The 24434-nt window shown below is 64.0% G+C and carries 29 protein-coding genes; 11 read left to right on the top strand and 18 right to left on the bottom strand.

Annotation, left to right across the window (positions count from 1 at the left end; translation table 11 throughout):
- The first annotated feature begins 59 nt into the window (after positions 1-59).
- The 6 genes from tsaD (at position 60) to AC04SI_RS05535 (ending at position 4123) form a co-directional block, all read left to right on the top strand.
- Positions 60-1145: a tRNA (adenosine(37)-N6)-threonylcarbamoyltransferase complex transferase subunit TsaD gene (tsaD, locus tag AC04SI_RS05560; protein WP_404278770.1), complete on the top strand. Its 1086-nt coding sequence runs from the start codon at positions 60-62 to the stop codon at positions 1143-1145.
- A complete protein-coding gene (locus AC04SI_RS05555) occupies positions 1142-2167 on the top strand; it encodes an NAD(P)H-dependent glycerol-3-phosphate dehydrogenase (RefSeq protein ID WP_404278519.1) in 1026 nt (341 codons plus the stop codon). The genes tsaD and AC04SI_RS05555 overlap by 4 nt, the downstream gene beginning before the upstream one ends.
- A 27-nt stretch (positions 2168-2194) precedes the next feature.
- Entirely contained in the window at positions 2195-2491 is a 297-nt protein-coding gene (locus AC04SI_RS05550) for a YciI-like protein (protein ID WP_404278517.1), read from the top strand.
- Positions 2492-2518: 27 nt separating this feature from the next.
- Positions 2519-2944 (top strand): EVE domain-containing protein, encoded by a 426-nt coding sequence (locus AC04SI_RS05545; protein ID WP_404278515.1) that lies wholly within the window; start codon positions 2519-2521, stop codon positions 2942-2944.
- Positions 2899-3597, top strand: coding sequence for a class I SAM-dependent methyltransferase (locus AC04SI_RS05540; RefSeq protein WP_404278513.1), 699 nt, complete (start codon positions 2899-2901; stop codon positions 3595-3597). Before AC04SI_RS05545 ends, AC04SI_RS05540 begins: the two co-directional genes overlap by 46 nt.
- A 103-nt stretch (positions 3598-3700) precedes the next feature.
- Complete coding sequence (locus AC04SI_RS05535; protein ID WP_404278511.1) at positions 3701-4123, top strand: DUF1761 domain-containing protein; 423 nt, start codon at positions 3701-3703, stop codon at positions 4121-4123.
- Positions 4124-4157: 34 nt separating this feature from the next.
- Here AC04SI_RS05535 and gcvA read toward each other — a convergent pair whose 3' ends face one another.
- Complete coding sequence (gcvA, locus tag AC04SI_RS05530; protein WP_404278508.1) at positions 4158-5108, bottom strand: transcriptional regulator GcvA; 951 nt, start codon at positions 5106-5108, stop codon at positions 4158-4160.
- Between the two features lie 163 nt (positions 5109-5271).
- Between gcvA and AC04SI_RS05525 the strand changes: the two genes are divergently transcribed.
- Positions 5272-5526, top strand: coding sequence for a hypothetical protein (locus tag AC04SI_RS05525; protein WP_488473990.1), 255 nt, complete (start codon positions 5272-5274; stop codon positions 5524-5526).
- 150 nt (positions 5527-5676) lie between these two features.
- Here AC04SI_RS05525 and AC04SI_RS05520 read toward each other — a convergent pair whose 3' ends face one another.
- A complete protein-coding gene (locus tag AC04SI_RS05520; RefSeq protein WP_404278504.1) occupies positions 5677-6210 on the bottom strand; it encodes a L,D-transpeptidase family protein in 534 nt (177 codons plus the stop codon).
- Positions 6211-6357: 147 nt separating this feature from the next.
- Here AC04SI_RS05520 and AC04SI_RS05515 point away from each other — a divergent pair, with 147 nt between their 5' ends.
- Positions 6358-7041, top strand: a complete 684-nt coding sequence (locus AC04SI_RS05515) for a response regulator transcription factor (RefSeq protein ID WP_006201134.1) — start codon at positions 6358-6360, stop codon at positions 7039-7041.
- Positions 7042-7263: 222 nt separating this feature from the next.
- Entirely contained in the window at positions 7264-7719 is a 456-nt protein-coding gene (locus AC04SI_RS05510; protein WP_404278501.1) for a cyclic nucleotide-binding domain-containing protein, read from the top strand.
- Between the two features lie 23 nt (positions 7720-7742).
- Here AC04SI_RS05510 and AC04SI_RS05505 read toward each other — a convergent pair whose 3' ends face one another.
- The 7 genes from AC04SI_RS05505 to tesB form a co-directional block, all read right to left on the bottom strand.
- Positions 7743-8549, bottom strand: a complete 807-nt coding sequence (locus AC04SI_RS05505) for an exodeoxyribonuclease III (RefSeq protein WP_404278499.1) — start codon at positions 8547-8549, stop codon at positions 7743-7745.
- Positions 8550-8756: 207 nt separating this feature from the next.
- Positions 8757-9437: an outer membrane lipoprotein carrier protein LolA gene (locus AC04SI_RS05500; RefSeq protein ID WP_192181867.1), complete on the bottom strand. Its 681-nt coding sequence runs from the start codon at positions 9435-9437 to the stop codon at positions 8757-8759.
- Positions 9438-9587: 150 nt separating this feature from the next.
- Positions 9588-12254 carry an FtsK/SpoIIIE family DNA translocase gene (locus AC04SI_RS05495; RefSeq protein WP_488473989.1) on the bottom strand — a complete coding sequence of 889 codons (2667 nt, stop codon included), beginning with the start codon at positions 12252-12254 and terminating at the stop codon, positions 9588-9590.
- A gap of 438 nt (positions 12255-12692) precedes the next feature.
- Positions 12693-12968 carry a hypothetical protein gene (locus AC04SI_RS05490; protein ID WP_404278495.1) on the bottom strand — a complete coding sequence of 92 codons (276 nt, stop codon included), beginning with the start codon at positions 12966-12968 and terminating at the stop codon, positions 12693-12695.
- Between the two features lie 269 nt (positions 12969-13237).
- Positions 13238-14668, bottom strand: a complete 1431-nt coding sequence (locus AC04SI_RS05485) for an ammonium transporter (protein WP_404278493.1) — start codon at positions 14666-14668, stop codon at positions 13238-13240.
- A 31-nt stretch (positions 14669-14699) separates the two neighbouring features.
- Positions 14700-15038, bottom strand: coding sequence for a P-II family nitrogen regulator (locus tag AC04SI_RS05480; protein ID WP_006201125.1), 339 nt, complete (start codon positions 15036-15038; stop codon positions 14700-14702).
- A gap of 264 nt (positions 15039-15302) precedes the next feature.
- Positions 15303-16166: an acyl-CoA thioesterase II gene (tesB, locus tag AC04SI_RS05475; RefSeq protein ID WP_006206119.1), complete on the bottom strand. Its 864-nt coding sequence runs from the start codon at positions 16164-16166 to the stop codon at positions 15303-15305.
- 115 nt (positions 16167-16281) lie between these two features.
- Here tesB and AC04SI_RS05470 point away from each other — a divergent pair, with 115 nt between their 5' ends.
- Positions 16282-17544, top strand: coding sequence for a ubiquinone biosynthesis hydroxylase (locus AC04SI_RS05470; RefSeq protein ID WP_404278490.1), 1263 nt, complete (start codon positions 16282-16284; stop codon positions 17542-17544).
- A gap of 222 nt (positions 17545-17766) precedes the next feature.
- Here the strand turns inward: AC04SI_RS05470 and AC04SI_RS05465 are convergent, their stop codons facing one another.
- The 3 genes from AC04SI_RS05465 to AC04SI_RS05455 form a co-directional block, all read right to left on the bottom strand.
- Entirely contained in the window at positions 17767-18294 is a 528-nt protein-coding gene (locus tag AC04SI_RS05465) for a hypothetical protein (protein ID WP_404278768.1), read from the bottom strand.
- Positions 18295-18468: 174 nt separating this feature from the next.
- The gene (locus AC04SI_RS05460; RefSeq protein ID WP_404278488.1) at positions 18469-18825 is read right to left on the bottom strand and encodes a YciI family protein; all 357 of its coding nucleotides are present in this window, start codon (positions 18823-18825) and stop codon (positions 18469-18471) included.
- Positions 18822-19049 (bottom strand): hypothetical protein, encoded by a 228-nt coding sequence (locus AC04SI_RS05455; RefSeq protein ID WP_404278486.1) that lies wholly within the window; start codon positions 19047-19049, stop codon positions 18822-18824. The genes AC04SI_RS05460 and AC04SI_RS05455 overlap by 4 nt, the downstream gene beginning before the upstream one ends.
- Positions 19050-19263: 214 nt before the next feature.
- Between AC04SI_RS05455 and AC04SI_RS05450 the strand changes: the two genes are divergently transcribed.
- Positions 19264-19689 carry an OsmC family protein gene (locus tag AC04SI_RS05450; RefSeq protein WP_404278483.1) on the top strand — a complete coding sequence of 142 codons (426 nt, stop codon included), beginning with the start codon at positions 19264-19266 and terminating at the stop codon, positions 19687-19689.
- A gap of 51 nt (positions 19690-19740) precedes the next feature.
- Here AC04SI_RS05450 and AC04SI_RS05445 read toward each other — a convergent pair whose 3' ends face one another.
- The 6 genes from AC04SI_RS05445 to sdhC all read right to left on the bottom strand — a co-directional run bounded on the left by AC04SI_RS05445 (position 19741) and on the right by sdhC (position 24398).
- Positions 19741-20382, bottom strand: a complete 642-nt coding sequence (locus AC04SI_RS05445) for a YceH family protein (RefSeq protein WP_404278481.1) — start codon at positions 20380-20382, stop codon at positions 19741-19743.
- A 141-nt stretch (positions 20383-20523) separates the two neighbouring features.
- The gene (locus tag AC04SI_RS05440; RefSeq protein WP_488473988.1) at positions 20524-21303 is read right to left on the bottom strand and encodes a succinate dehydrogenase iron-sulfur subunit; all 780 of its coding nucleotides are present in this window, start codon (positions 21301-21303) and stop codon (positions 20524-20526) included.
- On the bottom strand, positions 21303-21737 hold the full coding sequence (locus AC04SI_RS05435) for a DUF3052 domain-containing protein (RefSeq protein WP_404278478.1): 435 nt from the start codon (positions 21735-21737) through the stop codon (positions 21303-21305). The genes AC04SI_RS05440 and AC04SI_RS05435 overlap by 1 nt, the downstream gene beginning before the upstream one ends.
- A gap of 2 nt (positions 21738-21739) precedes the next feature.
- Positions 21740-23578: a succinate dehydrogenase flavoprotein subunit gene (gene sdhA / locus AC04SI_RS05430; RefSeq protein WP_404278476.1), complete on the bottom strand. Its 1839-nt coding sequence runs from the start codon at positions 23576-23578 to the stop codon at positions 21740-21742.
- Between the two features lie 2 nt (positions 23579-23580).
- A complete protein-coding gene (sdhD, locus tag AC04SI_RS05425; protein WP_404278474.1) occupies positions 23581-23976 on the bottom strand; it encodes a succinate dehydrogenase, hydrophobic membrane anchor protein in 396 nt (131 codons plus the stop codon).
- A gap of 2 nt (positions 23977-23978) precedes the next feature.
- Complete coding sequence (gene sdhC, locus AC04SI_RS05420) at positions 23979-24398, bottom strand: succinate dehydrogenase, cytochrome b556 subunit (RefSeq protein ID WP_404278472.1); 420 nt, start codon at positions 24396-24398, stop codon at positions 23979-23981.
- Positions 24399-24434 lie beyond the last annotated feature (36 nt).

Genomic DNA, 24434 nt, shown 5'->3' with positions numbered 1-24434 from the left:
GGGTTTTCTCCTAACGGGGAACGCCTGGCGATACAATCTTCGAGGACCGTGACGAATTGATCCGCGTTCTAGGCATTGAGACGAGTTGCGACGAGACCGCCGCCAGCGTGGTGGCGCTCGACGGCACGTCCGCGCCCGAAATCCTGTCCAACATCGTGCTCAGCCAGATCGAGGAGCATGCCGCCTTCGGCGGCGTCGTGCCGGAGATCGCCGCGCGTGCCCATGTCGAGGCGCTGGACGGCATCATCGAGGCCGCCCTTGCCGATTCGGGCATGGCGCTCGGCGATATCGATGCGATCGCTGCCACCGCCGGCCCCGGCCTCGTCGGCGGGCTGATCGTCGGTTTGATGACCGCCAAGGCGATTGCCGCCGCCGCGAACAAGCCGCTGATTGCCATCAACCATCTCGAGGGCCATGCTCTGACGGCACGGCTGACCGACGGGCTCGACTTCCCTTATCTGCTGCTGCTGGTTTCCGGCGGTCATACCCAGATCGTCGCCGTGCGCCGCGTCGGTGACTACCAGCGCTGGGCGACGACGATCGACGATGCGCTGGGCGAAGCCTTCGACAAGACGGCAAAGATGCTCGGCCTGCCCTATCCCGGCGGCCCCAATGTCGAGAAGGCGGCGGCGTCAGGCAATGCCGCACGCTTTGCCTTTCCGCGTCCGATGAAAGGCTCGGCGCAGCCTGACTTTTCCTTCTCCGGCCTCAAGACCGCCGTGCGCCAGGCGGCGACGGCCATCGCCCCGTTGAGCGATGAGGATGTCGCCGACATCTGCGCCTCCTTCCAGGCGGCAGTGGCGGACGCACTGGGCGATCGTGTCGGGCGGGCGCTGAACCGGTTCCGCCAGGAATTCCCGGGCAAGGCGGACCCGGCGCTGGTCGTTGCCGGCGGCGTTGCCGCCAACGTCACGATCAAGGCGACGCTGGAGAAACTGTGCGCAGAGGCCGGCTTTCGATTTGTCGCGCCGCCGCTGAAGCTCTGCACGGACAATGCGGCAATGATCGCCTGGGCCGGCCTCGAACGGCTGCGCGCCGGTATGGCTGAGGAAAACGCCGCCGATTTCGTGCCGCGCTCGCGCTGGCCGCTGGACAGCATCTCGGCGCCGATGGTCGGCTCGGGCCGGCGCGGGGCAAAGGCATGATCGAGGGGGGCATGATCGGCGGCGAGGATATGGCGCCAAGCGGCTGGCGCGTTGCCGTGCTCGGCGGCGGTGCCTGGGGTACCGCGCTGGCGCTGGCAATGCTGCGCGCCGGCCATTTCGTCCGCCTCTATGCGCGCGACCCCGAGACCGTCGCCGCGATCGACCGCGGCGAAAATCCGCGCTATCTGCCGGGTATTGCGATCGAGCCCGGCATCGTGGCGACCAGTGACATCAGGGCCGCGCTCGACGGCACCGACTGCGTGCTGGCCGTGACCCCGGCGCAGGCTCTGCGCACCATGCTGGCCGCCGCAAAGAACCATGTGCCGAAGGACGTGCCGCTGGTTCTCTGCGCCAAGGGCATCGAACGCGACACCGGTGCGCTGCTGTCCGCGATCGTCGAGAACATCCTTCCCAAGAATCCGGTTGCCGCTCTGTCCGGCCCGAGTTTTGCCACTGACGTCGCGCGTGGACTGCCGACGGCTGTGGTGGTCGCGGCCCGCGACGCTGATCTGGCCGCCGACCTTGCCGCCCGCTTTTCGGCCGAGAACCTGCGCTGCTACTCGAGCGACGACCTCGTCGGCGTCGAGATCGGCGGCGCGCTGAAGAATGTCTTTGCCATTGCCGCCGGCGCGGTCACCGGTGCCAGCCTCGGCGCCAGCGCCCAAGCTGCCATGGTGACGCGCGGCTTCGTCGAACTGCGCCGCATCGGTGCGGCCTTCGGCGCCAAGCCGGAGACGCTGATGGGGCTTTCGGGCCTCGGCGACCTCTTGCTGACCTGCTCATCGGCGCAGTCGCGCAACTTCGCCTATGGGCTGGCGCTGGGTCAAGGCAAGCCGCTTGCCGGTTTGCCACTGGCCGAAGGCGTGCCGACAGCGGCAATAGCCGCCCGCATCGCCGCGGAGCGCGGCATCGATGCGCCGATCATCACCGCCATCGCTGCCATACTGGACGGCACGGTTACAGTCCGACAGGCTGTGTCGGCGCTGATGACGCGGCCGCTGAAGACCGAAACCGACATGTAAGTCTCGAACAAACCGGAGCTGAAAAAGATGCTGTTTGCGTTGATTTGCAAGGACAAGCCGGGCAGCCTGCAGGTGCGCCTCGATACGCGGCCCGAGCATATCGCCTTCCTGGAAGGGCTGAACGGCGACAAGAAGCTCGCCTTCGCCGGTCCGTTCCTCGATGCCGACGGCAAGCCGGACGGCAGCCTCGTCGTGGTCGAAGCCCCGGACCTGGCCGGCGCCGAGAGGCTGTCGGCGGCGGACCCCTATGCCAAGGCCGGCCTGTTCGAGAGCGTCGAAATCCGCCAGTGGAACTGGACCTTCAACAAGCCGGCGGCTAGTTGATTGCAGGCCGAACGGAGGAGCAAAATCATGAACTACTGGCTGTTCAAATCCGAACCTTCGGTGTTCTCCTTCGAGGCGCTGAAGGCCAAGGGCAAGGCCGGCACGCAGTGGGACGGCGTGCGCAACTACGCGGCGCGCAACAACATGAAGGCGATGCAGATCGGCGATCTCGGCTTCTTCTACCATTCCAATGAGGGGCTGAACGTGGTCGGCATCGCCGAGGTCTGCGCCCTGGCACATCCGGACAGCACCACCGACGATCCGCGTTGGGAATGCGTCGACATCCGCGCCGTCAAGGACGTGCCGAACCCGCCGACGCTGGAAGAGGTCAAGGCCAATCCCAAGCTCGCCGAAATGGCGCTGGTCCGGCTCGGGCGGCTTTCCGTGCAGCCGGTGACGCCGGCCGAATGGAAGGAAGTCTGTCGCATGGGCGGGCTGACGCCCGCTCCGTGACGATACTCACGCCGAACAGCGCCAGAAGATTCATCCTCGACAATACGGCGCTGATGGCGCCACCGCACGTGCCCGAGATTCTCCTTCACCTAGCCGACGAGGCGCATGATCTGTGGCTGCGCACTGAGGATGAACTGGCGGCGATCGGCCTGCCGCCGCCCTTCTGGGCCTTCGCCTGGGCCGGTGGCCAAGGTCTCGCCCGCTACGTGCTTGACCATCCGGCCACGGTACGCGGCAAGCGCGTGCTCGACTTCGCCTCCGGCTCGGGCCTTGTCGCCATCGCGGCTGCGAAGGCCGGCGCGGCCGCGGTGATCGCCGCCGACGTCGACCCGTTCTGCGCGACGGCGATTGCCCTCAATACAGAAGCCAATCAGGTCGAGGTGGAATTCTTCGGTACAGACTGCATCGGCACTGATGAAGGCTGGGATGTGGTTCTTGCCGGCGACGTCTTCTACGACAAGCCCTTCGCCGACAAGATGATGCCATGGTTCGCGGCGCTGAAGGCGCGCGACGCGGAAATCCTGATCGGCGATCCCGGCCGCTCCTATCTGCCCAGGACGGGCCTGGAGCCGCTTGGCGTCTACGAAGTGCCGGTGACACGCGCGCTGGAGGATGCCGAGGTCAAGCGCACGACCGTCTGGCGCCTTGCTTGACGCCGCCGCCGAACAGGCGTTCCATCGCGCATCTAAGAATATGCATGTCGTTGTCCCGAAGCAGCTGCGCACTTTGGGCGACTTGCATACGGAGGGGGGGACCATGGATTTTTCGGCAGTGAACTGGCTGGCGGTGATCGTCGCCGCCGTGGTGGCGTGGCTGTTCGGCGCCGCGTGGTACATGGGCTTGAGCAAGCCGTGGCTGAAGGCCGCCAAGCTCGACCCGGCGACGATGAAACGCTCGCTGCTGCCCTTCATCATCTCCTTCATCGCCGAACTGATCATGGCTCTGGTTATGGCCCTTGTCATCGGCGCGATGACCGGCGGCGAACCGACCCTGGTCGCCGGACTGGTCTTCGGCTTCGTGCTGTGGCTGGGCTTCGTCGCAACGACGCTGTCGGTCAACCACCGCTATGAAGGATTTGGCTGGGACCTGACCCTCATCGACACCGGTCACTGGCTCGGCGTGCTGCTTCTCATCGGCGCGGTGATCGGCTGGTTCGGTGCGCCGGTCGTTGCCGGCTGAGCGCACCCCCCGACCGCATGGCGGCTGGCGCAATCTAAAGCTCGTCCCAACTCCGGCGTGTCGGGTCCGGCTGCGGCTTGTGGACCTCGTCCAGGATCCAGTCCTTGAAGGCCACGATCCTGGCGTCATTCGCGGATCCGACCGGATAGACCAGGAAGTAGGCGAATTCGGGCGCGACCTTGATGCCCAGTGCGAACGGCCGCACCAGCCGGCCTTCCGACAGATCATTGGCCACCATGGCGAAATCGGCGAGCGCCACCGCATTGCCGTCGAGCGCTGCCTGCACCGCATCCGATGAGCTGCCGAAAACGATGGTCCGGCTGTCGTCGAAATCATCGACGCCCGCCGCCGCCATCCACATGCGCCAGTTCGGCCAGGTGACGCCCTGGCGCGACCATACGATATGGGCGAGCGTGTGCTGGAACAGGTCGCGCGGCTCCTTGAGCGGCGGCCCGGAGCGCAGCAGGGCCGGGCTGCAGACCGGAGTGATGATGTTCTCGAACAGTCGGTCGGCGCATAGTCCCGGATATTTGCCGGTGCCGAAGCGGATGCCGATATCGACGTCGTCGCGGTCGAAGTCGCGCACTTCATAGGAGATGTCGAAGCGCAGCTCGATGCCAGGCCGCTGCCGGCGAAAATCATCGACGCGCCGCATCAGCCATTTCGTCGCGAATTGCGCGTCCAGCGTGATCTTCAGCAGCGCCGTTCCGCGCGCCGTCTTCTGCGCCCGCGAAACCGCCCGGCCCAGCAGGTCGAGCGCGTCGGTCGCGGCGTCGGAAAGCACCGTACCTGCTTCCGTCAGCCGGATGGTGCGGCTGGTGCGGGTGAACAGCACCAGTCCGAGCTGGTCCTCGATCTCCTTGATCTGATGGCTGACCGCGGCCGGTGTCAGCCCGAGCTCATCCGCGGCGCGGGTGAAATTGAGGTGCCTTGCCGCCGCCTCCAGCGTTCTCAAGGCACGGGTTCCCGGCAGCAGGCGGGCCATCAGGGCGAGACCTGATCAGGTGGGATCATGGCGCTTCGATCCTCAAAGAAAACTTGATGATGAGACAAGAACTACTCGTTTCCCCGTTAGATTTCAATCCGACATGATGTGACCATCGAAACACCATCAAACCGGATTTGACATCCGGAGAACGGATCACACCATGTCACACATCGCCTTGAGGGCCCCCCGGCCGAGCTGGATCAGCGTTGCGCTTGACTGGCTTCGCCACGCCAGGGTCGCCATACGCCTCGCCCACCAGGATATCGCCCACCAGGATGTCGAGGACCTCTCCGATCGCCAACTGCGCGACATCGGCGCCGAACGGAAGGATGTCGCCCGCGCAATGGACCGGGAGCTTGGCCGGTTGGGCCTGCTCGACACAGGCTGGCAGCCGCCACGCCGTCCGAACCATTGATACGCTCGAAGGGCTGTTGAGATTCAGGTCAGGCCGAGTCGAAAACGAATGGCTTCCGAGAACCGGAGCGGAGCGTACTTAAGTACATGAGCACCGGAAGCGCAGGAAGCCATCGTTTGCAGGCCGGCATTACCTGAATATCAATGGCCCTTAACGAACCACCCTCACCACCGTCCTATCCGACAGCAGCGGCAACAGCCGCGCCATGGTTTGGGCCGTCACCGCCACGCAGCCTTGCGTCGGCGTGAAGCCGGGTCGCGCCAGATGGAAGAAGATGGCGCTGCCGCGCCCGCGCCGCCGCGGCGAAATGTTCCAGTCAAGCACCAGGCAGGCGTCATAGAGCCGATCGGAACGCCGCATCCGCTCATGGCTGGCGCCGTAGGGGATTTTCACCGGGCGATTGTAGTTGCGGTCGTCCGGCACCTCGCACCAGCCGAGATCGGGGCCGATCGGCGTCATTGCCAGCCGCGTCCTGCGGCCATTGGAAAACTGATCCCCACGGAAATAGCCGGACAGGATCCGCATGGGGCCAAGCGGCGTGGTGCCGTCGCCTTCGCGCTTGTTGGCAGAAATGCCGGCGCGCCCCAGGGCGCAGGCAAACACCAGGCGGCCGGCCTGCAAAAACCCCTGGCTAGGGTTGCCTGGCCTGGCGCGCACGCTGAGCACGCGCAACCCTTTTGGCAAAAATGCGCCGGCTGCATTGCATGGACGTTTTTTCTTGTATGATCGTGTCACGGAACAAATCACTGTGATCGGCTGTTCTGTCGATCAGCTTCCGCATAAACGGGGGGCGGTCAACTGAATTTTCTTTTCAAAACAACGGATTGATCCATGACCTCACGCACCATTCTGATCGTTGACGACGATGACGACCTGCGCGGCACTCTCGTCGAGCAACTGGCCCTCTACGAGGAATTCGACGTCCAGCAGGAAGCAACGGCCGCAAAAGGCGTCGCTGCGGCCCGCGGCGGCCTTGTCGACCTGCTCATCATGGATGTCGGCCTGCCCGACATGGACGGCCGCGAGGCCGTGAAAATCCTGCGCAAGGGCGGCTACAAGGCGCCCATCATCATGCTGACCGGGCACGATACCGATTCCGACACGATTCTCGGTCTCGAGGCTGGCGCCAACGACTATGTGACCAAGCCGTTCCGCTTCGCGGTGCTGCTTGCCCGCGTCCGCGCCCAGTTGCGCCAGCACGAGCAGAGCGAGGACGCTACCTTCTCGGTCGGTCCCTACACTTTCAAGCCGAGCCAGAAGCTCCTGATCGACCAGCGCGGCGCCAAGGTGCGGCTGACCGAAAAGGAGGCCTCGATCATCAAATATCTTTACCGCGCCGACCAGAAGGTGGTGACGCGCGACGTGCTGCTGGAAGAGGTCTGGGGTTACAATTCCGGCGTCACCACGCACACGCTGGAAACCCACGTCTACCGTCTGCGCCAGAAGATCGAGCGCGATCCTTCCAATGCCGAAATTCTTGTGACAGAAAGCGGCGGCTACAAGCTGGTTCCTTAAACTTTTCATGATCCAATGGGCGGTCGGGCGGGACCGCTTTCGGGTGCGATCCTGATGCTGGAGGGTGGTAGGATCGACTCCGAAACGCATCGGCCAAAGATCGGAATCGATTTTTGGAAGGCATGATGCGTAGATTCAAGATGTTAGAGCGTCCTTTGCGCGTCCAATGGGATGCGGCGCTCTAAGGGAGGGATTGGACTGACCGCTCGGGGACATAGCTAGATGGCGCTGGATGACGACATCCGCATCCTGTCCGCCGTGAGGCTCTTCGAGGGCTTCACGCAGGAACAGCTGCGCCTGCTCGCCTTCGGCGCCGAAACCACGCTGCTGCAGGCGAACCACAAGCTCTACCGCGAGGACGACGTGGCCGATTCGGCCTATATCGTGGTCAGCGGCCGCATCGTGCTCTATCGCGAGCAGAATGGCGACCGCATCCCCATCAACACGGTCGGTCCGGGCACCATGTTGAGCGAGCTGGCGCTGATTGCCGACACCAACCGATTGACCAGCGCTTCCGCCGAGATCGATTCGGAAGTGCTGCGCTTGAGCCGCAAGATGTTCCACCGCATCCTGGAAGAATATCCCGAGATCGCGGTGCAACTGCATCAGCGCATCCTGGAGGATTTTCAGGCGTTGATCCGCCGTATCGAAGAGCTGGCGCCGCGATTTACGGAGTAGGTTCGACTACGCGCCGACCACGCCTATTCTAAATCAAATCGCGCAATGACCGGCACATGGTCCGACGGTCGCTCCCAGCCACGTGCCGGGCGCAGGATTTCATAGCCGGCAAAATTTGCCACCAGGTTCGGCGACGACCAGACATGGTCGAGCCGGCGGCCGCGATCCGATGCCTCCCAGTCCTGCGCGCGATAGCTCCACCAGGTGTAGAGCTTTAGTTCCTGCGGCACGTTGAGCCTCATCAGGTCGACCCAGTTGCCGGCACGCCGCATCGCCTCGAAGCTTTCCGTCTCTACCGGCGTGTGGCTGACGACTTTGAGCAACTGCTTGTGCGACCAGACATCGTGCTCGAGTGGCGCGATGTTGAGGTCGCCGACCAGGATCGAGCCGGACACCTCGTCGTGCTCGGCGCGGATGGCGTTCATCTCGGCGACAAAGTCGAGCTTGTGCCTGAACTTGCGGTTGATCTCCGGGTCGGGTTCGTCACCACCGGCAGGCACATAGAAATTGTGCAGCAGGATCGCCTTGCCGCCGGCCCGCACGGTAACCGACAGATGCCGGCTGTCGTCGATCTCGCAGAAGCGCCGTTTCTCGACCACCGCGATCGGCCGCCGCGCCACCGTCGCGACGCCGTGGTAGCCCTTCTGGCCGTGGAAGGCGATGTGCTCGTAGCCAAGCTTGCGGAAGGCCTTCTCGGGAAACAATTCGTCGGGAACTTTCGTCTCCTGCAGGCAGAGCACGTCGGGGGCCTGCTCAATAAGCAGGCGCTCGACGATCGGCATGCGCAAGCGAACGGAGTTGATGTTCCAGGTGGCGACGGAAAAGGGCATGCGAAGGATCCGGGACAGCGCAAGACCCGCCACAGCCGGACCGGCTCTGACGGGAAATGACGCCTTTTTTGAAAGTGTCAGTCCCCGGACCCTGCCAGCCGCCGCCGGCAAAGACAAGCCGGGCCGTGCTTGAAGCCCCGGCTCAGGCTGCGGTCGGGGTTCGCCGAGATTCAGGTCAGGCCGGCATCACCTGAATATGAGCGGACCCTACCGCGTCTTCGTGTTCAGTTCGCGGTTCGCCGTATAGTCGATGGCGAAGGTGTCGGGGGCGAAGCTGACGCCTTCCTTGACGTTGAAGATCATCACCGTCGTGTCCTTGCCCTGCGCGTCGGTGATGGTCCACTGGCGCAGTTCGTAGGACTTCGGATCGAACATCATGGTGATCCTCGCATTGCCGAACACGGATTTGTCGGAGAGCTGGATCGTGGTGAGGTCGTCCTCTTCCTTGACGCTTTTTACGCGGTTGCCGGAGAGGTCGATCCTGTCGTCGAGCAACAGCTTCAGCGGCGTCTTCGACAGCGGATAGAGGTCTGACGTCTTCAGCTTCTTGTTGAGGATGACTACCGATTTGCCGTCGGAAATCACCCGGAAATTCGACGATCCGTCATAGTTGAAGCGGATCTTGCCTGGACGTTCCAGGAAGAACTTGCCGCCGGTCTGCTCGCCCTTCGGCCCGAACTGCACGAATTCGCCAGACATCGATTTGACGGACGAAAAATGGTCGGCGATCTTCTGCGCCGCCGGCGGAACAGCCGCTTGCGCCGACGCCAGCAGCTGGAAACCGGGCACGACGTTTATGGCCGCGGCACCCGCAAGGACCATGCCAAGGCCAAGCACCTGACGGCGGGTTGGGGCAAAATCGCTGTTGGCGAAAATCAAGTTTTTCATGCCGGTCACTTTCGTCTGTTGCGTATGGTGTAGCAGTCCGTGGACCCCCAGTTAGGCTTAAGTTTGGCGGGTCGGACAGCGCTCAGTCGCTTCAACGCGCCAGAAGGTTCAAAGGTTGCTGCCAGGCGCTGCGCAGCGCCTGCCAGCGCATCAGAACTTGTCGTCCTCCGTCGGTACCAGGATCTCGCGCTTGCCGGCGTGGTTGGCCGGACCGACAATGCCTTCCTTCTCCATCTTCTCGATGATCGAGGCGGCGCGGTTGTAGCCGATGCCGAGCCGGCGCTGGATGTAGCTGGTCGAGGCCTTGCCGTCGCGCAGCACCACGGCCACCGCCTGGTCGTAGGGATCGTCGGAATCCTCGAAATTGCCGCCACCGCCGCCGCCGGACCCGCCCTTGCCGGACGGCTCGTCGTCGTCGTCCTCGCCATCGTCCTCGGTGATGGCGTCGAGATATTCAGGCACGCCCTGCAGCTTCAGATGGGCGACGATCTTCTCGACCTCGTCGTCCGAGACGAAGGGCCCGTGCACGCGCTGGATGCGGCCGCCGCCGGCCATGTAGAGCATGTCGCCCATGCCGAGCAGCTGCTCGGCGCCCTGCTCGCCCAGAATGGTGCGGCTGTCGATCTTCGACGTCACCTGGAAGGAGATGCGGGTCGGGAAATTGGCCTTGATCGTGCCGGTGATGACGTCGACGGATGGGCGCTGCGTGGCCATGATGACATGGATGCCGGCGGCACGCGCCATCTGCGCCAGGCGTTGCACGGCACCTTCAATGTCCTTGCCGGCGACCATCATCAGGTCGGCCATCTCGTCGATGATGACGACGATGTAGGGCATCGGCTCGAGATCGAGATTCTCCGTCTCGTAGATCGCCTCGCCGGTCTGGCGGTCGAAGCCGGTCTGCACGGTGCGCGAAATCTTCTCGCCCTTCTTCTCCGCCTGCTGGACGCGCGCGTTGAAGCCGTCGATGTTGCGCACGCCGACCTTCGACATCTTGCGGTAGCGGTCCTCCATCTCGCGCACGGTCCATTTCAGCGCCACCACCGCCTTCTTCGGATCGGTGACGACGGGCGTCAAAAGATGCGGGATGCCGTCATAGACCGAGAGTTCGAGCATCTTGGGGTCGATCATGATCAACCGGCAGTCCTGCGGCGTCAGCCGGTAGAGCAGCGACAGGATCATGGTGTTGATGGCGACCGACTTGCCGGAGCCGGTGGTGCCTGCGACCAGCACGTGCGGCATCTTGGCTATGTCGACGATGACAGCCTCGCCATTGATGGTCTTGCCGAGCGCCAGCGCCAGCTTGGCCTTGGTGGTCTCGAAATCGCGGCTGGCCATGATTTCGCGCAGGTACACCGTCTCGCGCTTGGCGTTGGGCAGTTCGATGCCGATGGCATTGCGGCCGGGCACGACGGCGACGCGGCAGGCGATAGCGCTCATCGAACGGGCGATGTCGTCGGACAGGCCGATGACGCGCGAGGATTTGATGCCGGGCGCGGGTTCAAGCTCGTAGAGCGTGACGACCGGGCCGGGACGGACATGGATGATCTCGCCCTTGACGCCGAAATCCTCCAGCACGCCCTCGAGAAGGCGGGCATTCTGCTCCAGCGCGTCCTTCGACAGGCTGGCGTCGCGCACGACGTTCTTCGGTTCGGACAGGAAATGCAGTGACGGCATTTCGAATGTTTCCGAGCCGATCAGCGAGGTCTGCGCCTCGCGCTGGACGCGGGCGCCGGCCACCGGACGCGGCGCCGGTGCCTCGACACGGGTCGCGGCATCGGAGCGGAAGTTCTGCACCTTGGCGTTCGGCGCGGCGCGGCGCTGGACCGGCTCGTCGGCGGCGAAGTCCATGTCGGCGTCGTCGTCATTGTCGAAGACGTCGTCATCGTCGGGGTCGACGGAAACGCTGCGGTCGTTGACCATGGCTGCGAAGAATTCCGGCTCAACCCGGGCGCGGCCGCCCGGGCTCATCCGCGCCTCGGCATACTCGGCCGATTCGACGCGTTCGGCGGCGCGCCGCCAGGCACTGGCACGCGGCTCCATCTCCGGCTCGAACTCGTCCCGCTCCAGCTGGCGGCGCACGGCGCGGCGATGCATCCACGCGCGGAACGAGAGCCACCAATGAGTAATTGCGCCGAGCGCCAATATGCCTTCGTCGCCCTCATCCTCGTCATTGTCGAAGAGCAGGTCGTCCTCTCGCGGATCGGGCGCGGCAGCCGGCTCGAGCACGGCGAAGCCGTTCTTGCGTGCGATCAGCGCCGAGCTATAGGCGAACAGCCACAGCGCCGGCGCGGCAAGCAGCACGGCGAGCACACTGGCGAAGAGACCGGTCGGATAGCCGCCGATGACCAGGCCGGGGATCTTCAGCACCATGTCGCCGAACACGCCGCCGAGCCCGGTCGGCAGCGGCCAGGTCTTGGGCGGCGTCACGCAGCCGGCGATCGCCGCCGCGAGCAGCGCGAAGCCGAACCAGGTGAGCCCCCGCTTCGGTAGCCTGTCGACGCCGCGCGCGGAAAACAGCAGGTAGCCCCAGATCACCGCCGGCACCAGGGCAGCAACGGCGGCAAGACCGAAGAACTGCATGGCAAGGTCGGAAAAGACCGCGCCCGTATAGCCCATGGCGTTGGTGACGATGTTGGCGGTGGCGTGGGAAAAGCTCGGATCCGCGACGTTCCAGGTGGCGAGGCTGGCGATGCCGAAGGCAACGAACACGAACAGGGTGACGCCGACCAGCCGGCCGACCTGGCGCCGTGCGAATGCCTGGATGCCGTGCCCCGTATCGGTCAGCGCGAGCGGTGCTGAAGCCCCTGAACGCATGCCTCGTTCCCCGTCTGTCATGGACTGGCCGGGCGCAACACGCACTCCGGCAGATTCGGATGCCAGACTATCGGTGGGAAGGTTAAGGCCGCATTAACTATAAGAAGTTGAGGCGACCAATACCCGATACCGTGAGTTGCGGATGCCTGCCGACGCCCGCCTTGCCGAGCCGGACGGGTCGACGCAAAAAAGCCTCGCGAGCCGGAGCCAGCGAGGCCTTTCTTGAGGAGGGCAAAAGTGGGATTTGGCCCTCCGCTGATCCGGGGGTGGGATCGAGGCGCAAGCTAGCCGACAAACGATGCGCCTGTGGAATCACTCTGAATCACATTCACTTGATGCTTGGCGGGCCGGATCCATACCAACAAAAATGGCGGACCCGCGAGCCCGCCATCGCTTGCTTGGAAAGATCAGGTTCGCGTGGGCCTGATCCTTGCCATCTCAGTTGGCGCCGCCGAGCGCCTGCAAATTGGCGCAGAATTCGGCATACGGCTTGCTCATCGCCGCATCCTGGCATTCCTTCATCATCGCGTCCTGCTTGTCCTTGGCCATCGAGTCCCAGGCCGCCTTGAACTCGGCCTTGGGCTTCATGGCCTTCATGCCGCTGTCGGTAAAGAACGGCGCCATGTTGTCCGGCGAGTCGAGAGCACCGGCGAACGACACGCCGCTGACCATGGAAAGAGCAAGCGCTCCAAGGCAGATGTTCCTGATATTCATGAGATGGGTTTCCTTCCCTGTTTTTCGCGAACGCCCAAGCGACGATCGCCACCCCAGTTCGGAACCGGCATGCCGGATGTTTCAGGCCGGAAGCCTGAAGACGCGCCCGATCAACTGATAGTGATCGGGCCGCCGGGATGGCCGCACGCATTTCCGGACAAAAAAGAGGCCCGGAACAGGTCCGGGCCTCAATGCGTGAGCCCTTTTCGGGAGCGTCACGACGGGATGGGAGGATGCGGGCGGTGCAAGCCGCCCGGCACTGGTGAAGCTTACGAGTGATAGGCCGCTTCGCCATGCGAGGTGAGATCGAGGCCTTCGCGCTCTGCGTCGGCCGACGGACGCAGACCGACGATCATGTCGACGATCTTGTAGAGGATGGCGCTGCCGATGCCCGACCAGAGCACGGTCACCAGCACGCCTTTGCCCTGCGCCAGTAACTGGGTGGCCGTTCCGGCATAGCCGGCGGCGAAGTCGGCCGTCGAATAGTCGACGATGCCGGCGCCGCCGAGTGCGGGGTTGACCAGGATGCCGGTACCGAGCGCGCCGATGATGCCGCCGACACAATGGACGCCGAAGACATCGAGGCTGTCGTCATAGTCGAACGTGTTCTTCACCACCGAGACGAAGAAATAGCAGACGAAGGTGGCGACGATGCCGAGCACGATCGCGCCCATCGGTCCGGCAAAGCCGGCAGCCGGCGTGACGGCGACGAGGCCGGTCACCGCGCCGGAAGCAATGCCCAGCATGGACGCCTTGCCGCGCAGCAGCGATTCAAGCACGGCCCAGGTCACAGCCGCCGCCGCCGTGGCGACGAAGGTGTTGATCATGGCGAGCACCGCGTAGGCGTTCGCCTCGAGGTTCGAACCGGCGTTGAAGCCGAACCAGCCGACCCACAGCAGTGAAGCACCAACCATGGTCAGCGTCATCGAGTGCGGCGCCATGATGTCCTTCTTGTAGCCGATGCGCTTGCCGATCATCAGCGCGCCGACGAGGCCGGCGATGCCCGCATTGATGTGAACGACCGTGCCGCCGGCGAAGTCGATGGCGCCGAAGCTGAAGATCAGCCCGGACGGGTCGGAATAGGCGCTCGGGCCGCCCCAGAACCAGACCATATGCGCGATCGGGAAGTAGACGAACGTGACCCAGAGGATGACGAAAAGGATCACAGCCGAGAATTTGACGCGTTCGGCGAAGGCGCCGACGATCAGCGCGGGCGTGATGCAGGCGAAGGTCATCTGGAAGACGACGAACACCAGTTCAGGAATGGCGACGCCCTTGGTGAAGGTTTCCGACAGCGTCGATACGCTGACACCGGAGAGAAACGCTTTGGACAGACCGCCGATGAAGGCGTTGCCGGCGGTGAAGGCGAGGCTGTAGCCGTAGAAGACCCAGATGATCATGACCACGCAGGTGATGGTGAAGACCTGCATCAGCACCGACAGCATGTTCTTGGCACGAACCAGGCCGCCATAGAAAAGGGCAAGGCCGGGAATGGTCATCAACAGCACCAGCACGGTGGAAATCATCATCCACGTGGTGTCGCCCTTGTCGACGGTGAAAGCGGGGGCTGCCGGCGCGGCTGCGGCGACGGCGGGGGCCGCTTCCTGCGCCAGCGCGGCGACCGTGCCCAATGCTCCGAGCGCGAACGAGCCCAGCAGCGCGGAGCGCGCCGCCGACTTCAAGGTGGAAGGTATATTCATTGAACTCTCCATTGGAATACGTGCTCGCTGCTCAAAGCGCGTCTGTGTCTGTTTCGCCGGTACGGATGCGAACGGCCTGGTCGATGCCGAAAACGAAGATCTTGCCGTCACCGATCTGGCCGGTCTTGGCCGCCGCCGTGATGGCTTCGACGGCCTTGTCGACCATGTCGAGAGCGACCGCGACTTCGATCTTGATCTTCGGCAGGAAGCTGACCGCGTATTCCGCCCCGCGATAGATTTCCGTATGTCCCTTTTGACGCCCGTAGCCTTTGACTTCGGTGACGGTCAGGCCCTGGATGCCGACTGCGGTGAGCGCCTCGCGCACCTCGTCGAGCTTGAACGGCTTGATGATAGCCATCACGATTTTCATAAGGTTTCACCCTTTGCTGTTGCGGGTCCCCCGCGTTTGCACGACTTCGCCGATCCCAATGAGAGCCGGAGAGTGCCCGCTAGGATTCAAGCTCCGTGCCAATTGCCGAAGCAGCCTGTTAACCTATTGTAAACAAAGAGATTGAAGGCCGCAGAACGGCAAGTCGTGCACAGTCACGGTATTGTCACTGATTAAAAAATAGGCAATTTTTTGAAAATGCCTATTTGACAGGCCGAAGCGGGTACGGCCGCTTTCCTGTCCTGCTCACCGCTTGAGCCGGATCAGCCCTTCCTGGGCAACGGAGGCGATCAGCGTGCCGTCGCGGGCAAACAGCGAGCCGCGCGTAAAGCCGCGCGAGCCTTGAGTCGACGGACTGTCCTGCGTGTAGAGGATCCAGTCGTCGAGCGGATGGCTGCGGTGGAACCACATGGCGTGGTCGAGGCTGGCCGCCTGGATGTCACGGTCGAAGATGGCGCGGCCATGCGCGAAGGTCGAGGTGTCGAGCAGCGTCATGTCGGAGAGATAGGCGAGCACCGCCGCCTGCGTGGCGCGGTCGGCCGGCACAGGCCCGGTGGTGCGGATCCAGATGTTCTGCTCCGGCTCTAGCTTTTCCCGGCTCGTATAATGCTTCAGCATCACCGGCTTCATCTCGATCGGCCGGTCGCGGTCCCAGTAGCGTTTGATGCCTTCCGGAACCGCCTCGCCGAACTTGCCCAGCAACTCGCGCTGCGACAGCAGGCTGTCGGGCGCCGGCACGTCCTGCGGCATCGGCACCTGGTGCTCGAGACCGACCTCATCCTGCTGGAACGAGGCTTCCAGCGAGAAAATCGCCTGGCCGTGCTGGATTGCGACCACGCGGCGCGTGGTGAAGGAGCCGCCGTCACGGATGCGATCGACCTCGTAGACGATCGGCACCGTGGTGTCGCCCGGCCGCATGAAATAGCCGTGCAGCGAATGCACATGGCGCTCGGGCTCGACCGTGCGCTGGGCAGCGACCAGCGCCTGGGCGATGGTCTGGCCGCCGAAGACGCGCTGCCAGTCGAGCTTGGGGCTGCGACCACGGTACAGGTTGTGTTCCAGCTGCTCGAGGTCGAGAATGCCGAGAAGCTCGTCCATGGCCGCTGTCATGTTTCGCGCTCCATCCGCGGAAGTGTTATGGCGGTTTCCGACAGGAATGACGGCCAGTCAAGGCCGAATGGCCGGACATGGCCGGCAAGGGCCAGGGCCACGAAAGGAATTTGTCATGGTTGACCGCAAGGCGGATGCGAAAACCCGGGCCTCGCTCGACGTGCTGGTCGCCGGCGCCGGCTATGTCGGCCTGGCCAGCGCCGTGGCGCTGAAACAGGCACGTCCCAGCCTCGCCGTCGCCGTGGTCGACGCCGCGCCCGCCGGCGTCTGGCAAAGAGACGGCCGCGCCTCGGCGATCGCGGCGGCCGCCTGCCGCATGCTGGAACAGCTTCAGGTCTGGAACGAAATCGCGCCGGAGGCGCAGGCGATCACCGACATGATCATCACCGATTCGCGCGCGTCCGATCCGGTGCGTCCGGTGTTTCTCACCTTCGACGGCGAGGTGGCGCCCGGCGAGCCTTTCGCGCATATGGTCGCCAACAGGGATCTGAACGGTGCGCTCCGCCGGCGCGCCGAGAAACTCGGCATCGACATCATCGAGGGTCTCGCCGTCAGCGCCTTCGACACCGATGGCGCCGGCATCACCGTGCATCTGGCCGACGGCGCGACGCTGAAGGCGCGGCTGCTGGTCGCCGCCGATGGCGTCAATTCGAAACTGCGCGACATGGCCGGCATCAAGACGGTGAAGTGGGAATACGGCCAGTCCGGCATCGTCTGCACCGTGGCGCATGAGCGCCCGCACAATGGTCGCGCCGAGGAACATTTTCTGCCCGCCGGCCCCTTCGCCACATTGCCGCTCAAGCCGGACGGCAGCGGCACCAACCGCTCGTCGATCGTCTGGGTCGAACGCTCCGAGGACGCACAGAAACTGGTCGACGGCGACGACCTCGTCTTCGAGCACGAGCTCGAACAGCGTTTCGGCCTCAAGCTCGGCGCGATCCACGTAGCCGACAAGCCGCGCGCCTGGCCGCTTGGCCTGACGCTCGCCCGCGCCTTCGTCGCGCCGCGCATCGCTTTAGCCGGCGATGCCGCCCACGGCATCCACCCGATCGCCGGCCAGGGCCTCAACCTCGGCTTCAAGGATGTGGCCGCGCTTGCCGAAGTGGTGGTCGAGGCCGACCGCCTGGGACAGGACATCGGCGCGCTCGACGTGCTCGAACGCTACCAGCAGTGGCGGCGCTTCGACACCGTGCAGATGGGCATCACCACCGATGTGCTGAACCGGCTGTTTTCGAACGACATCGGTCCGCTGCGCACTGTCCGCGACATCGGCCTCGGCCTCGTCGAACGCATGCCCAAGCTCAAGGACTTCTTCATCCGCCAGGCATCGGGGCTTTCAGGCGACACGCCAAGGCTCTTAAAAGGGGAAGCGATCTAGCAGCCAAAGAAGGTAGTAAAAAACCACGATGGCGATCAGCATGCCGATCACCAACCTGCCGGCCCTGGATTTGCGCAACCAGTCTCCAAACAGCGTGCCTATCAGATCAGCCAATTCCGCAGCCAGGTAGGCTATTGCTTCCATTTGTGCCGTGACAGTTCGGTGTGCCTAACCTCATGTAGGCACGACTGCCTTCCGTTCAAAGATCGGCCGTCGCCTGGGTCAATTCACCTCAAAACCAAGCTTTTGCCTTAGCCGTAGAATACGCTGGTCGGCTATCTCCAGTTTCTTCTCGCCGCCCTGGGCCGCACGGTTCACCATCTGCAGCAGATCGTTTCGCTCGGCCACGTCTAGGCGCTCACGCAGGAACGGCGCCAGCTTGTCGATGACGATCGTGGTGTCGTCGATCTGTGCCGCCGCCCATTTGGCATAGACCACGGCCTCATCGGTCTTCTTCTTGTCGGCGATCTCCGAGATCACCAAGCGGATGACGGCTTCGCGCTGCGGCAGCACGGGGCCATTTTCGGAGACGATGGCGGTAATCAGCGTCGCGGCGGCCACCACCGGATCGTCGATTGCCGTCAGCGGCGACAGTGCGGCCTGCTTGCGCAATTTCTTGCGCCGGATGCTGCCTTGCACGCGCCCGACGACATCCGCGACCTCGCGCGCCGCGTCGTTCATGGCTTTCATCCGATACCACCAGAACGCGGCCGCTCCCAACACGCCAAGGATAGCAAGCAGGAAAGGCATGTCGAAATCCCCCAAAACCGCGGCGAGGATAAGAGAAGTATTGCCTTGCTTCAACACTTTGGAGTTGCGGCTGGCGAAGAAATCCGAGGTCTTTCGTTCAGGCATCTACACACCGAAGTCGCACGTCCCAGGTTTCAGGTCGCCAGCCGCAAGAGTGAGAGCAGGATCCCGTTCCTAGGACCCCGGCACGTTGTAGATCGCGCGGACTTCGATCGTGCCGAGTTCGGCCAGCGGGATGTTGCCGGCGATATCCAGCGCCTCTTCGAGATCCTTCGCTTCGATCATGACGAAACCGAGCAATTGCTCCTTGGTTTCGGCGAAGGGACCGTCGGTGACCAGCCGCTTGCCCTTGCGCCGCCGCACCGACTTCGACGTCTTCACCGACTGCAGCGCCTGCGCGACGATCAGCTTGCCTTGCTGGTCCAACGACCTGTCATAGGCCAGCGAATCGGTGTCGAGCTTGGCTGACCCCTCGGCGGTGAGCGCATGGAGGTCTTTTTCCTCGCCATAGACCAGGCAGACATATTTCATTTCCGGCTCCCTTGCAGTGACGAACCATAGGATGCGGTGACGACGCTGTCTGCGGGGCCTTTGACTGCCGCCGCATGATCGAGAAGGCACGCCGCGACCGCGATGATCGCGACCGCCGCCAGCAACCGGCCGAGACCGGAAGGCGGCGGATGCAGCCAAAAATCTTCCTGTCGCTCGGCCTTGCGGCCTGGCCTCTTCCATAGGGCGAAAAACAGATTGTCCATCTTGAACCTCCATCCGGCCACGAACCCATGGCCGCCCGCAGGACGAGCGAGGCGGATGGAAGTCGACATTTTTGCACGCACATTTTTTCAGAAAAATTTTTGCCGCCGCCGACATTGCATGACGGCTCGCGGTGGCCTTCCCGTGCGCCCGCGCTATAGTCCATGGGAACGCCGCCGCCCGGCCGGCGCAACCACGACAATCAAGGAGGACTCCATGGACCGCACCGCAAACGCCGTTTGGCAAGGCAATCTGAAAGAGGGCAAAGGCACGCTCGACGCGCAGAGCGGGGCGCTCAAGGGCACGCCCTATTCGTTCAAGGCGCGCTTCGAAGACGAGAGCGGCAAATCCGGCACCAATCCGGAAGAGCTGATCGCCGCCGCGCATGCCGGCTGCTTTGCCATGCAGTTCTCGCATTTCCTGGCCGAGAACGGCACGCCCGCCGACCAAGTCGACGCCAAAGCGGTGGTGACGCTGGTTCCCGGTACGGGGATCACCGGCAGCGCACTTACGGTGGTCGGCAAGGTGCCGGGCATTGATGCCGCGAAATTCCAGGAATTGGCCGAGAAGGCCAAGGCCGGCTGCCCGGTGTCGAAGGCGCTCGGCGCCATCAACGTATCGCTCGACGCCAGGCTCGCCTGAACGAGACGACCTTGTCTTGGGAAACGCCGGCCTCGGGGCCGGCGTTTTCGTTCAGGAGCGTCCTTCGCCGGTCAGGGCGTCGATGCGTGCACGCAGCTGCGCGAGCTCTTCTTCGAGAGCCTCGACCCGCGCTTCCAGATCCGAGGCTGGCGAGGACCGCTGCACAGAGGCCGCTGACGCCGGCATCTGCACGGCTCCGCTCAACAGATGCGCATAGCGCTCCTCGCGCTGACCGGGGCCGCGCTCGAGCAGCACGACGAGCGGCGGCCTGCGGCCGATCAAAAGATCGAGATCGGCGCGTAGTGCCTCGATGGAGGAGAAACGCGCCATGCGTTCGGCCCGCACCAGCAATTCATAAGCCGTCTGCGGCCCGCGCAGCAGCATCAGGCCAAGCACCGCGATCTGCGAAGAGGTGAGCGAAAAACGCTGCGCGACGCTGTGCTCATAGCGCTCGACGCGTGAGGCGAAAGCTCGCCTGACCAAGCCTTTCTGCTCGAGCTGGCCGAACGCCCTTGCGATCTCGGCGAGCTCCAGCGCCATCACCGGCTCGCGCGCCGTCTTCTGGTTGGCGGCCGCATGCGCGGCATTGAGCGTCAGCGGATAGATATCCGGCGTCAGCTCCTTCTTCTCGATCAGGCAACCGAGCACGCGGGCTTCGGCGGGTGGGAGTATGGGAAGGTCGGTGTCGGTCATAGGTTTGGCTACTTGCTGCTGGTTCTCGGCGCAGTGATTTTGACAGACATCAGAGCGCCGCGACAGGGCCGACCCTCTCAAAGTCGGCGGGACAGAGGGGGCGCGAAGGATCGCTGCTTTATGAGATGCGAGGCGGAGAACCTAAACCCGTCTCTCCACCATCATCTTCTTGATCTCGGCGATCGCCTTGGCCGGGTTCAGCCCCTTGGGGCAGGTCTGGGCGCAGTTCATGATGGTGTGGCAGCGATAGAGGCGGAACGGATCCTCGAGATTGTCGAGCCGCTCGCCCTTGGCCTCGTCGCGGGAATCGATCAGCCAGCGATAGGCCTGCAGCAGCGTCGCCGGACCGAGATAGCGCTCGCCGTTCCACCAGTAGCTCGGGCACGAGGTCGAGCAGCAGGCGCACAATATGCATTCGTAGAGCCCGTCGAGCTTCTCGCGGTCCTCATGGCTCTGCAGCCATTCCTTGGCCGGCTCCGGCGACACCGTCTTCAGCCACGGCTCAATCGAGGCGTGCTGGGCGTAGAAATTGGTGAGGTCCGGCACCAGGTCCTTGACCACCTGCATATGCGGCAGCGGGTAGACCTTGACCGCACCGGAAATGTCGTCGCAGCCCTTGGTGCAGGCCAGCGTGTTCGAGCCATCGATGTTCATGGCGCAGGAGCCGCAAATGCCTTCGCGGCAGGAACGGCGCAGCGTCAGCGTCGGATCGATCTTGTTCTTGATCCAAAGCAGCGCGTCGAGCACCATCGGCCCGCAATCGTCCATGTCGACGAAGTAGGTTTCGATGCGCGGGTTCTCGTCATCGTCCGGCGACCAGCGATAGATGCGGTACTCGCGCAGATTGGTGGCACCCTCCGGCTTCGGCCAGGTCTTGCCCTGCTGGATCTTCGAGTTCTTCGGGAGCGTGAGTTCGACCATTACCTGCGGTCCTTTCGGATGACGAGCTTCAGCCCGGACCAGATCTCGTTGACGGCGGCGACCTTGACGTCGACAAGGTCGCGCTTCAGCGCCTCGGCGCGAATGACGTCCTCGGTGACATCAGTCGGCACCTTAGAAGCCTTCTTCGGCCACGAAACCCACACCATGCCGTCGCGCTTGAGCGCCGTCTCGACGGCCCCGAGACGATCCTCGATCTCGGCGCGCTGCCGGGTGAAAGCGTGGACGGCGTCATACTTCAGGCTGCCCGAGATCGCCGACCATTCGGCCAGACGGTCAACCTGGGCGAAATTGACGGCATCGGCCAACTCGTCGAGTTCCGGCGGCAGCGCGATGAAAGCGGCGACCATCCCGTCCTTCAGGCCGAGCTTGGCCGGAAGGGGCGTGTCGGAATATCCCGCTGCCGCCAGCGCCATGGTCAGTACACCCTGGCCTTGGGCGCGATCTTGGCGAGGTTGATGCCGCCGTCCTTTTCCGCCAGCAGCGGCTCGGTATGCACCGGCCGATAGGAAAGCGTCACTTTGCCGTCTTCGCTGAGCCTCGAAAGCGTATGCTTGCGCCAGGTTGCGTCGTCGCGCGCCGAAAAATCCTCGCGCGCATGCGCACCGCGGCTCTCCTTGCGCGCCTCGGCGCCGTAGACCGTGGTGATGGCGTTGGCCATCAAATTCTCCAGCTCCAGCGTCTCGACCAGATCGGAATTCCAGATCATCGAGCGGTCGTACACCTTGATGTCCTTCAGCTCGCCCCAGATCTGCGAAATGCGCTTGCAACCGTTTTCGAGCGACTCCTGGGTGCGAAACACCGCCGCGTCGTCCTGCATCGCCTTCTGCATCTTCTCGCGCAACACGGCGGTCGGCGTCGAGCCGTTGGCGTGGCGCAGCCGGTCGAAGCGGTCCATGATCTTCTCGACCGAAGCTTCGTTGGGCGCAGGGATCGCCGCCTTGCGGTCGATGACCTGGCCAGCCCGGATCGCCGCCGCGCGGCCGAACACCACCAGGTCGATCAGCGAGTTCGAGCCCAGCCGGTTGGCGCCGTGCACCGAGGCGCAGCCTGCCTCGCCGACGGCCATCAGCCCGGGCGACACCTTGTCCGGGTTATTCGCCGTCGGGTTGAGCACCTCGCCCCAATAATTGGTCGGCACGCCGCCCATATTGTAGTGCACCGTCGGCAGCACCGGGATCGGCTCCTTGGTCAGGTCGACGCCGGCGAAAATCTTGGCCGATTCCGAAATGCCGGGCAGCCGCTCATGCAGCACCGCCGGATCGAGATGGTCGAGATGCAGGAAAATATGGTCCTTGTTCTTGCCGACGCCGCGCCCCTCGCGGATCTCCAGCGTCATGCAGCGCGAGACGACGTCGCGCGAGGCAAGGTCCTTGGCCGACGGCGCGTAACGCTCCATGAAGCGCTCGCCCTCGGAATTGACGAGATAGCCACCCTCGCCGCGCGCGCCTTCGGTTATCAGGCAGCCGGCGCCGTAGATGCCGGTCGGGTGGAACTGCACGAATTCCATGTCCTGCAATGGCAGGCCCGCACGTGCGGCCATGCCGCCGCCGTCGCCGGTGCAGGTATGCGCCGACGTCGCCGAGAAATAGGCGCGGCCATAGCCGCCGGTCGCCAGCACCACCATCTTCGCTGAAAAGCGATGGATGGTGCCGTCGTCGAGGTTCCAGGCGACGACGCCGGTGCAGGTGCCGTCCGGCTCCATGATCAGGTCGAGCGCGAAATACTCGATGAAGAACTGCGCGTTGTTCTTCAGCGACTGACCGTAGAGCGTGTGCAGGATGGCGTGGCCGGTGCGGTCGGCGGCGGCACAGGTGCGCTGCACCGGCGGACCCTCGCCGAAATTCATCATGTGGCCGCCGAACGGCCGCTGGTAGATCTTGCCCTCTTCGGTGCGCGAGAACGGCACGCCGTAATGCTCGAGTTCGTAGACGGCGGCCGGCGCTTCGCGCACCAGATATTCCATGGCGTCCACATCGCCCAGCCAGTCGGATCCTTTGACGGTGTCGTACATGTGCCACTGCCAGGAGTCCGGGCCCATGTTGGACAGCGAGGCGGCGATGCCGCCTTGCGCTGCCACTGTGTGCGAGCGGGTCGGGAACACCTTGGTGATGCAGGCGGTGCGCAGCCCCTGCTCGGCCATGCCGAGCGTGGCGCGCAGGCCGGCACCGCCGGCGCCGACGACCACCACGTCGAACTTGTGGTCGACATAGGTATAGGCGGAAGCCGTGCTGGCGGCTTTTGCGTCCTTGGCCAACGTCAGCCTCCGAATGCCAGTTTGAGCAGGGCGAAGAGCGAGGCGACGCCGACCGCTATGGAAAAGAATGTGTTGAGCGCAATCAGCGCCAGCTTCATGCCCTCGCCATGCACATAGTCCTCGATGATGACCTGCATGCCGAGCCGCATATGGTAGAGCCCCGAGATCAGCACCAGCGCCAGGATCAGCGCCACGAACGGATTGGCGAGCGCTGCCCGCACCTCGGCATAGCCGGCGCCGTTGAGCGCGATCAGGAAGCCGACGAAGAACAGCATCAGCGGGATGTTGGCGATTGCGGTAAGGCGCTGGCGCCAGAAATGCTCGGTACCCTCGCGGGCCGAGCCAAGACCAAGGACCTTGGCCAGCGGCGTGCGCATATCGGTATTCTTGCCGCCCATGGTCAGGCTCCCCGCGCCATGTAGCCGGCGATCCAGATCAGCAGCGTCAGCGCGATCGAACCGGCCAGCGTCGCCCAGGCGATCTTCGAGGCGGTGTGCTTCTCAAGCCCGGCGCCGGTGTCCCAGACCAGGTGGCGCACGCCGCCCAGCATGTGATGCATTAGGGCCCAGGTGTAGCCGAACAGCATCAGCCGCCCCAGCCACGAGCCGAAGGCCCAGTTGACGAGATCGAAGGTGGCCTCGGTGCTCGCCGCAGCCATCAGCCAGAGCGCCACCAGCAGCGTGCCGAAATAGAGCGCGCCGCCGGTGATGCGATGGATGATCGACATCGTCATCGTGATCGGCGGCCGGTATACGGTCAGATGCGGCGAAAGCGGCCGTTCACGTCTGGCAGTTGCGCGGGTGGCTGGTGATTTGCTCATGGCTCCCCCAGGTTCGGCGTCCCGGAGCCGCGATAA

The sequence above is a fragment of the Mesorhizobium sp. CNPSo 4689 genome (assembly GCF_057784325.1).
This window is presented reverse-complemented; position numbering and strand designations above follow the sequence as displayed.

Bases quoted from the DNA above. Each gene is read 5' to 3' on its own strand.
- AC04SI_RS05515 (WP_006201134.1), top strand. From the start codon at position 6,358: ATGACCTCACGCACCATTCTGATCGTTGACGACGATGACGACCTGCGC.
- AC04SI_RS05445 (WP_404278481.1), bottom strand. From the start codon at position 20,382: ATGACCGACACCGACCTTCCCATACTCCCACCCGCCGAAGCCCGCGTG.
- AC04SI_RS05460 (WP_404278488.1), bottom strand. From the start codon at position 18,825: ATGAAATATGTCTGCCTGGTCTATGGCGAGGAAAAAGACCTCCATGCG.
- sdhC (WP_404278472.1), bottom strand. From the start codon at position 24,398: ATGAGCAAATCACCAGCCACCCGCGCAACTGCCAGACGTGAACGGCCG.
- AC04SI_RS05540 (WP_404278513.1), top strand. From the start codon at position 2,899: ATGGAAGGAAGTCTGTCGCATGGGCGGGCTGACGCCCGCTCCGTGACG.
- AC04SI_RS05510 (WP_404278501.1), top strand. From the start codon at position 7,264: ATGGCGCTGGATGACGACATCCGCATCCTGTCCGCCGTGAGGCTCTTC.
- AC04SI_RS05555 (WP_404278519.1), top strand. From the start codon at position 1,142: ATGATCGAGGGGGGCATGATCGGCGGCGAGGATATGGCGCCAAGCGGC.
- AC04SI_RS05470 (WP_404278490.1), top strand. From the start codon at position 16,282: ATGGTTGACCGCAAGGCGGATGCGAAAACCCGGGCCTCGCTCGACGTG.
- AC04SI_RS05435 (WP_404278478.1), bottom strand. From the start codon at position 21,737: ATGGCGCTGGCGGCAGCGGGATATTCCGACACGCCCCTTCCGGCCAAG.
- AC04SI_RS05525 (WP_488473990.1), top strand. From the start codon at position 5,272: ATGTCACACATCGCCTTGAGGGCCCCCCGGCCGAGCTGGATCAGCGTT.
- tesB (WP_006206119.1), bottom strand. From the start codon at position 16,166: ATGACAGCGGCCATGGACGAGCTTCTCGGCATTCTCGACCTCGAGCAG.
- AC04SI_RS05480 (WP_006201125.1), bottom strand. From the start codon at position 15,038: ATGAAAATCGTGATGGCTATCATCAAGCCGTTCAAGCTCGACGAGGTG.
- AC04SI_RS05495 (WP_488473989.1), bottom strand. From the start codon at position 12,254: ATGCGTTCAGGGGCTTCAGCACCGCTCGCGCTGACCGATACGGGGCAC.
- gcvA (WP_404278508.1), bottom strand. From the start codon at position 5,108: ATGGCCCGCCTGCTGCCGGGAACCCGTGCCTTGAGAACGCTGGAGGCG.
- AC04SI_RS05500 (WP_192181867.1), bottom strand. From the start codon at position 9,437: ATGAAAAACTTGATTTTCGCCAACAGCGATTTTGCCCCAACCCGCCGT.
- AC04SI_RS05440 (WP_488473988.1), bottom strand. From the start codon at position 21,303: ATGGTCGAACTCACGCTCCCGAAGAACTCGAAGATCCAGCAGGGCAAG.
- AC04SI_RS05465 (WP_404278768.1), bottom strand. From the start codon at position 18,294: ATGCCTTTCCTGCTTGCTATCCTTGGCGTGTTGGGAGCGGCCGCGTTC.
- sdhD (WP_404278474.1), bottom strand. From the start codon at position 23,976: ATGGGCGGCAAGAATACCGATATGCGCACGCCGCTGGCCAAGGTCCTT.
- AC04SI_RS05545 (WP_404278515.1), top strand. From the start codon at position 2,519: ATGAACTACTGGCTGTTCAAATCCGAACCTTCGGTGTTCTCCTTCGAG.
- AC04SI_RS05505 (WP_404278499.1), bottom strand. From the start codon at position 8,549: ATGCCCTTTTCCGTCGCCACCTGGAACATCAACTCCGTTCGCTTGCGC.
- AC04SI_RS05450 (WP_404278483.1), top strand. From the start codon at position 19,264: ATGGACCGCACCGCAAACGCCGTTTGGCAAGGCAATCTGAAAGAGGGC.
- AC04SI_RS05490 (WP_404278495.1), bottom strand. From the start codon at position 12,968: ATGAATATCAGGAACATCTGCCTTGGAGCGCTTGCTCTTTCCATGGTC.
- AC04SI_RS05485 (WP_404278493.1), bottom strand. From the start codon at position 14,668: ATGAATATACCTTCCACCTTGAAGTCGGCGGCGCGCTCCGCGCTGCTG.
- AC04SI_RS05550 (WP_404278517.1), top strand. From the start codon at position 2,195: ATGCTGTTTGCGTTGATTTGCAAGGACAAGCCGGGCAGCCTGCAGGTG.
- AC04SI_RS05535 (WP_404278511.1), top strand. From the start codon at position 3,701: ATGGATTTTTCGGCAGTGAACTGGCTGGCGGTGATCGTCGCCGCCGTG.
- AC04SI_RS05455 (WP_404278486.1), bottom strand. From the start codon at position 19,049: ATGGACAATCTGTTTTTCGCCCTATGGAAGAGGCCAGGCCGCAAGGCC.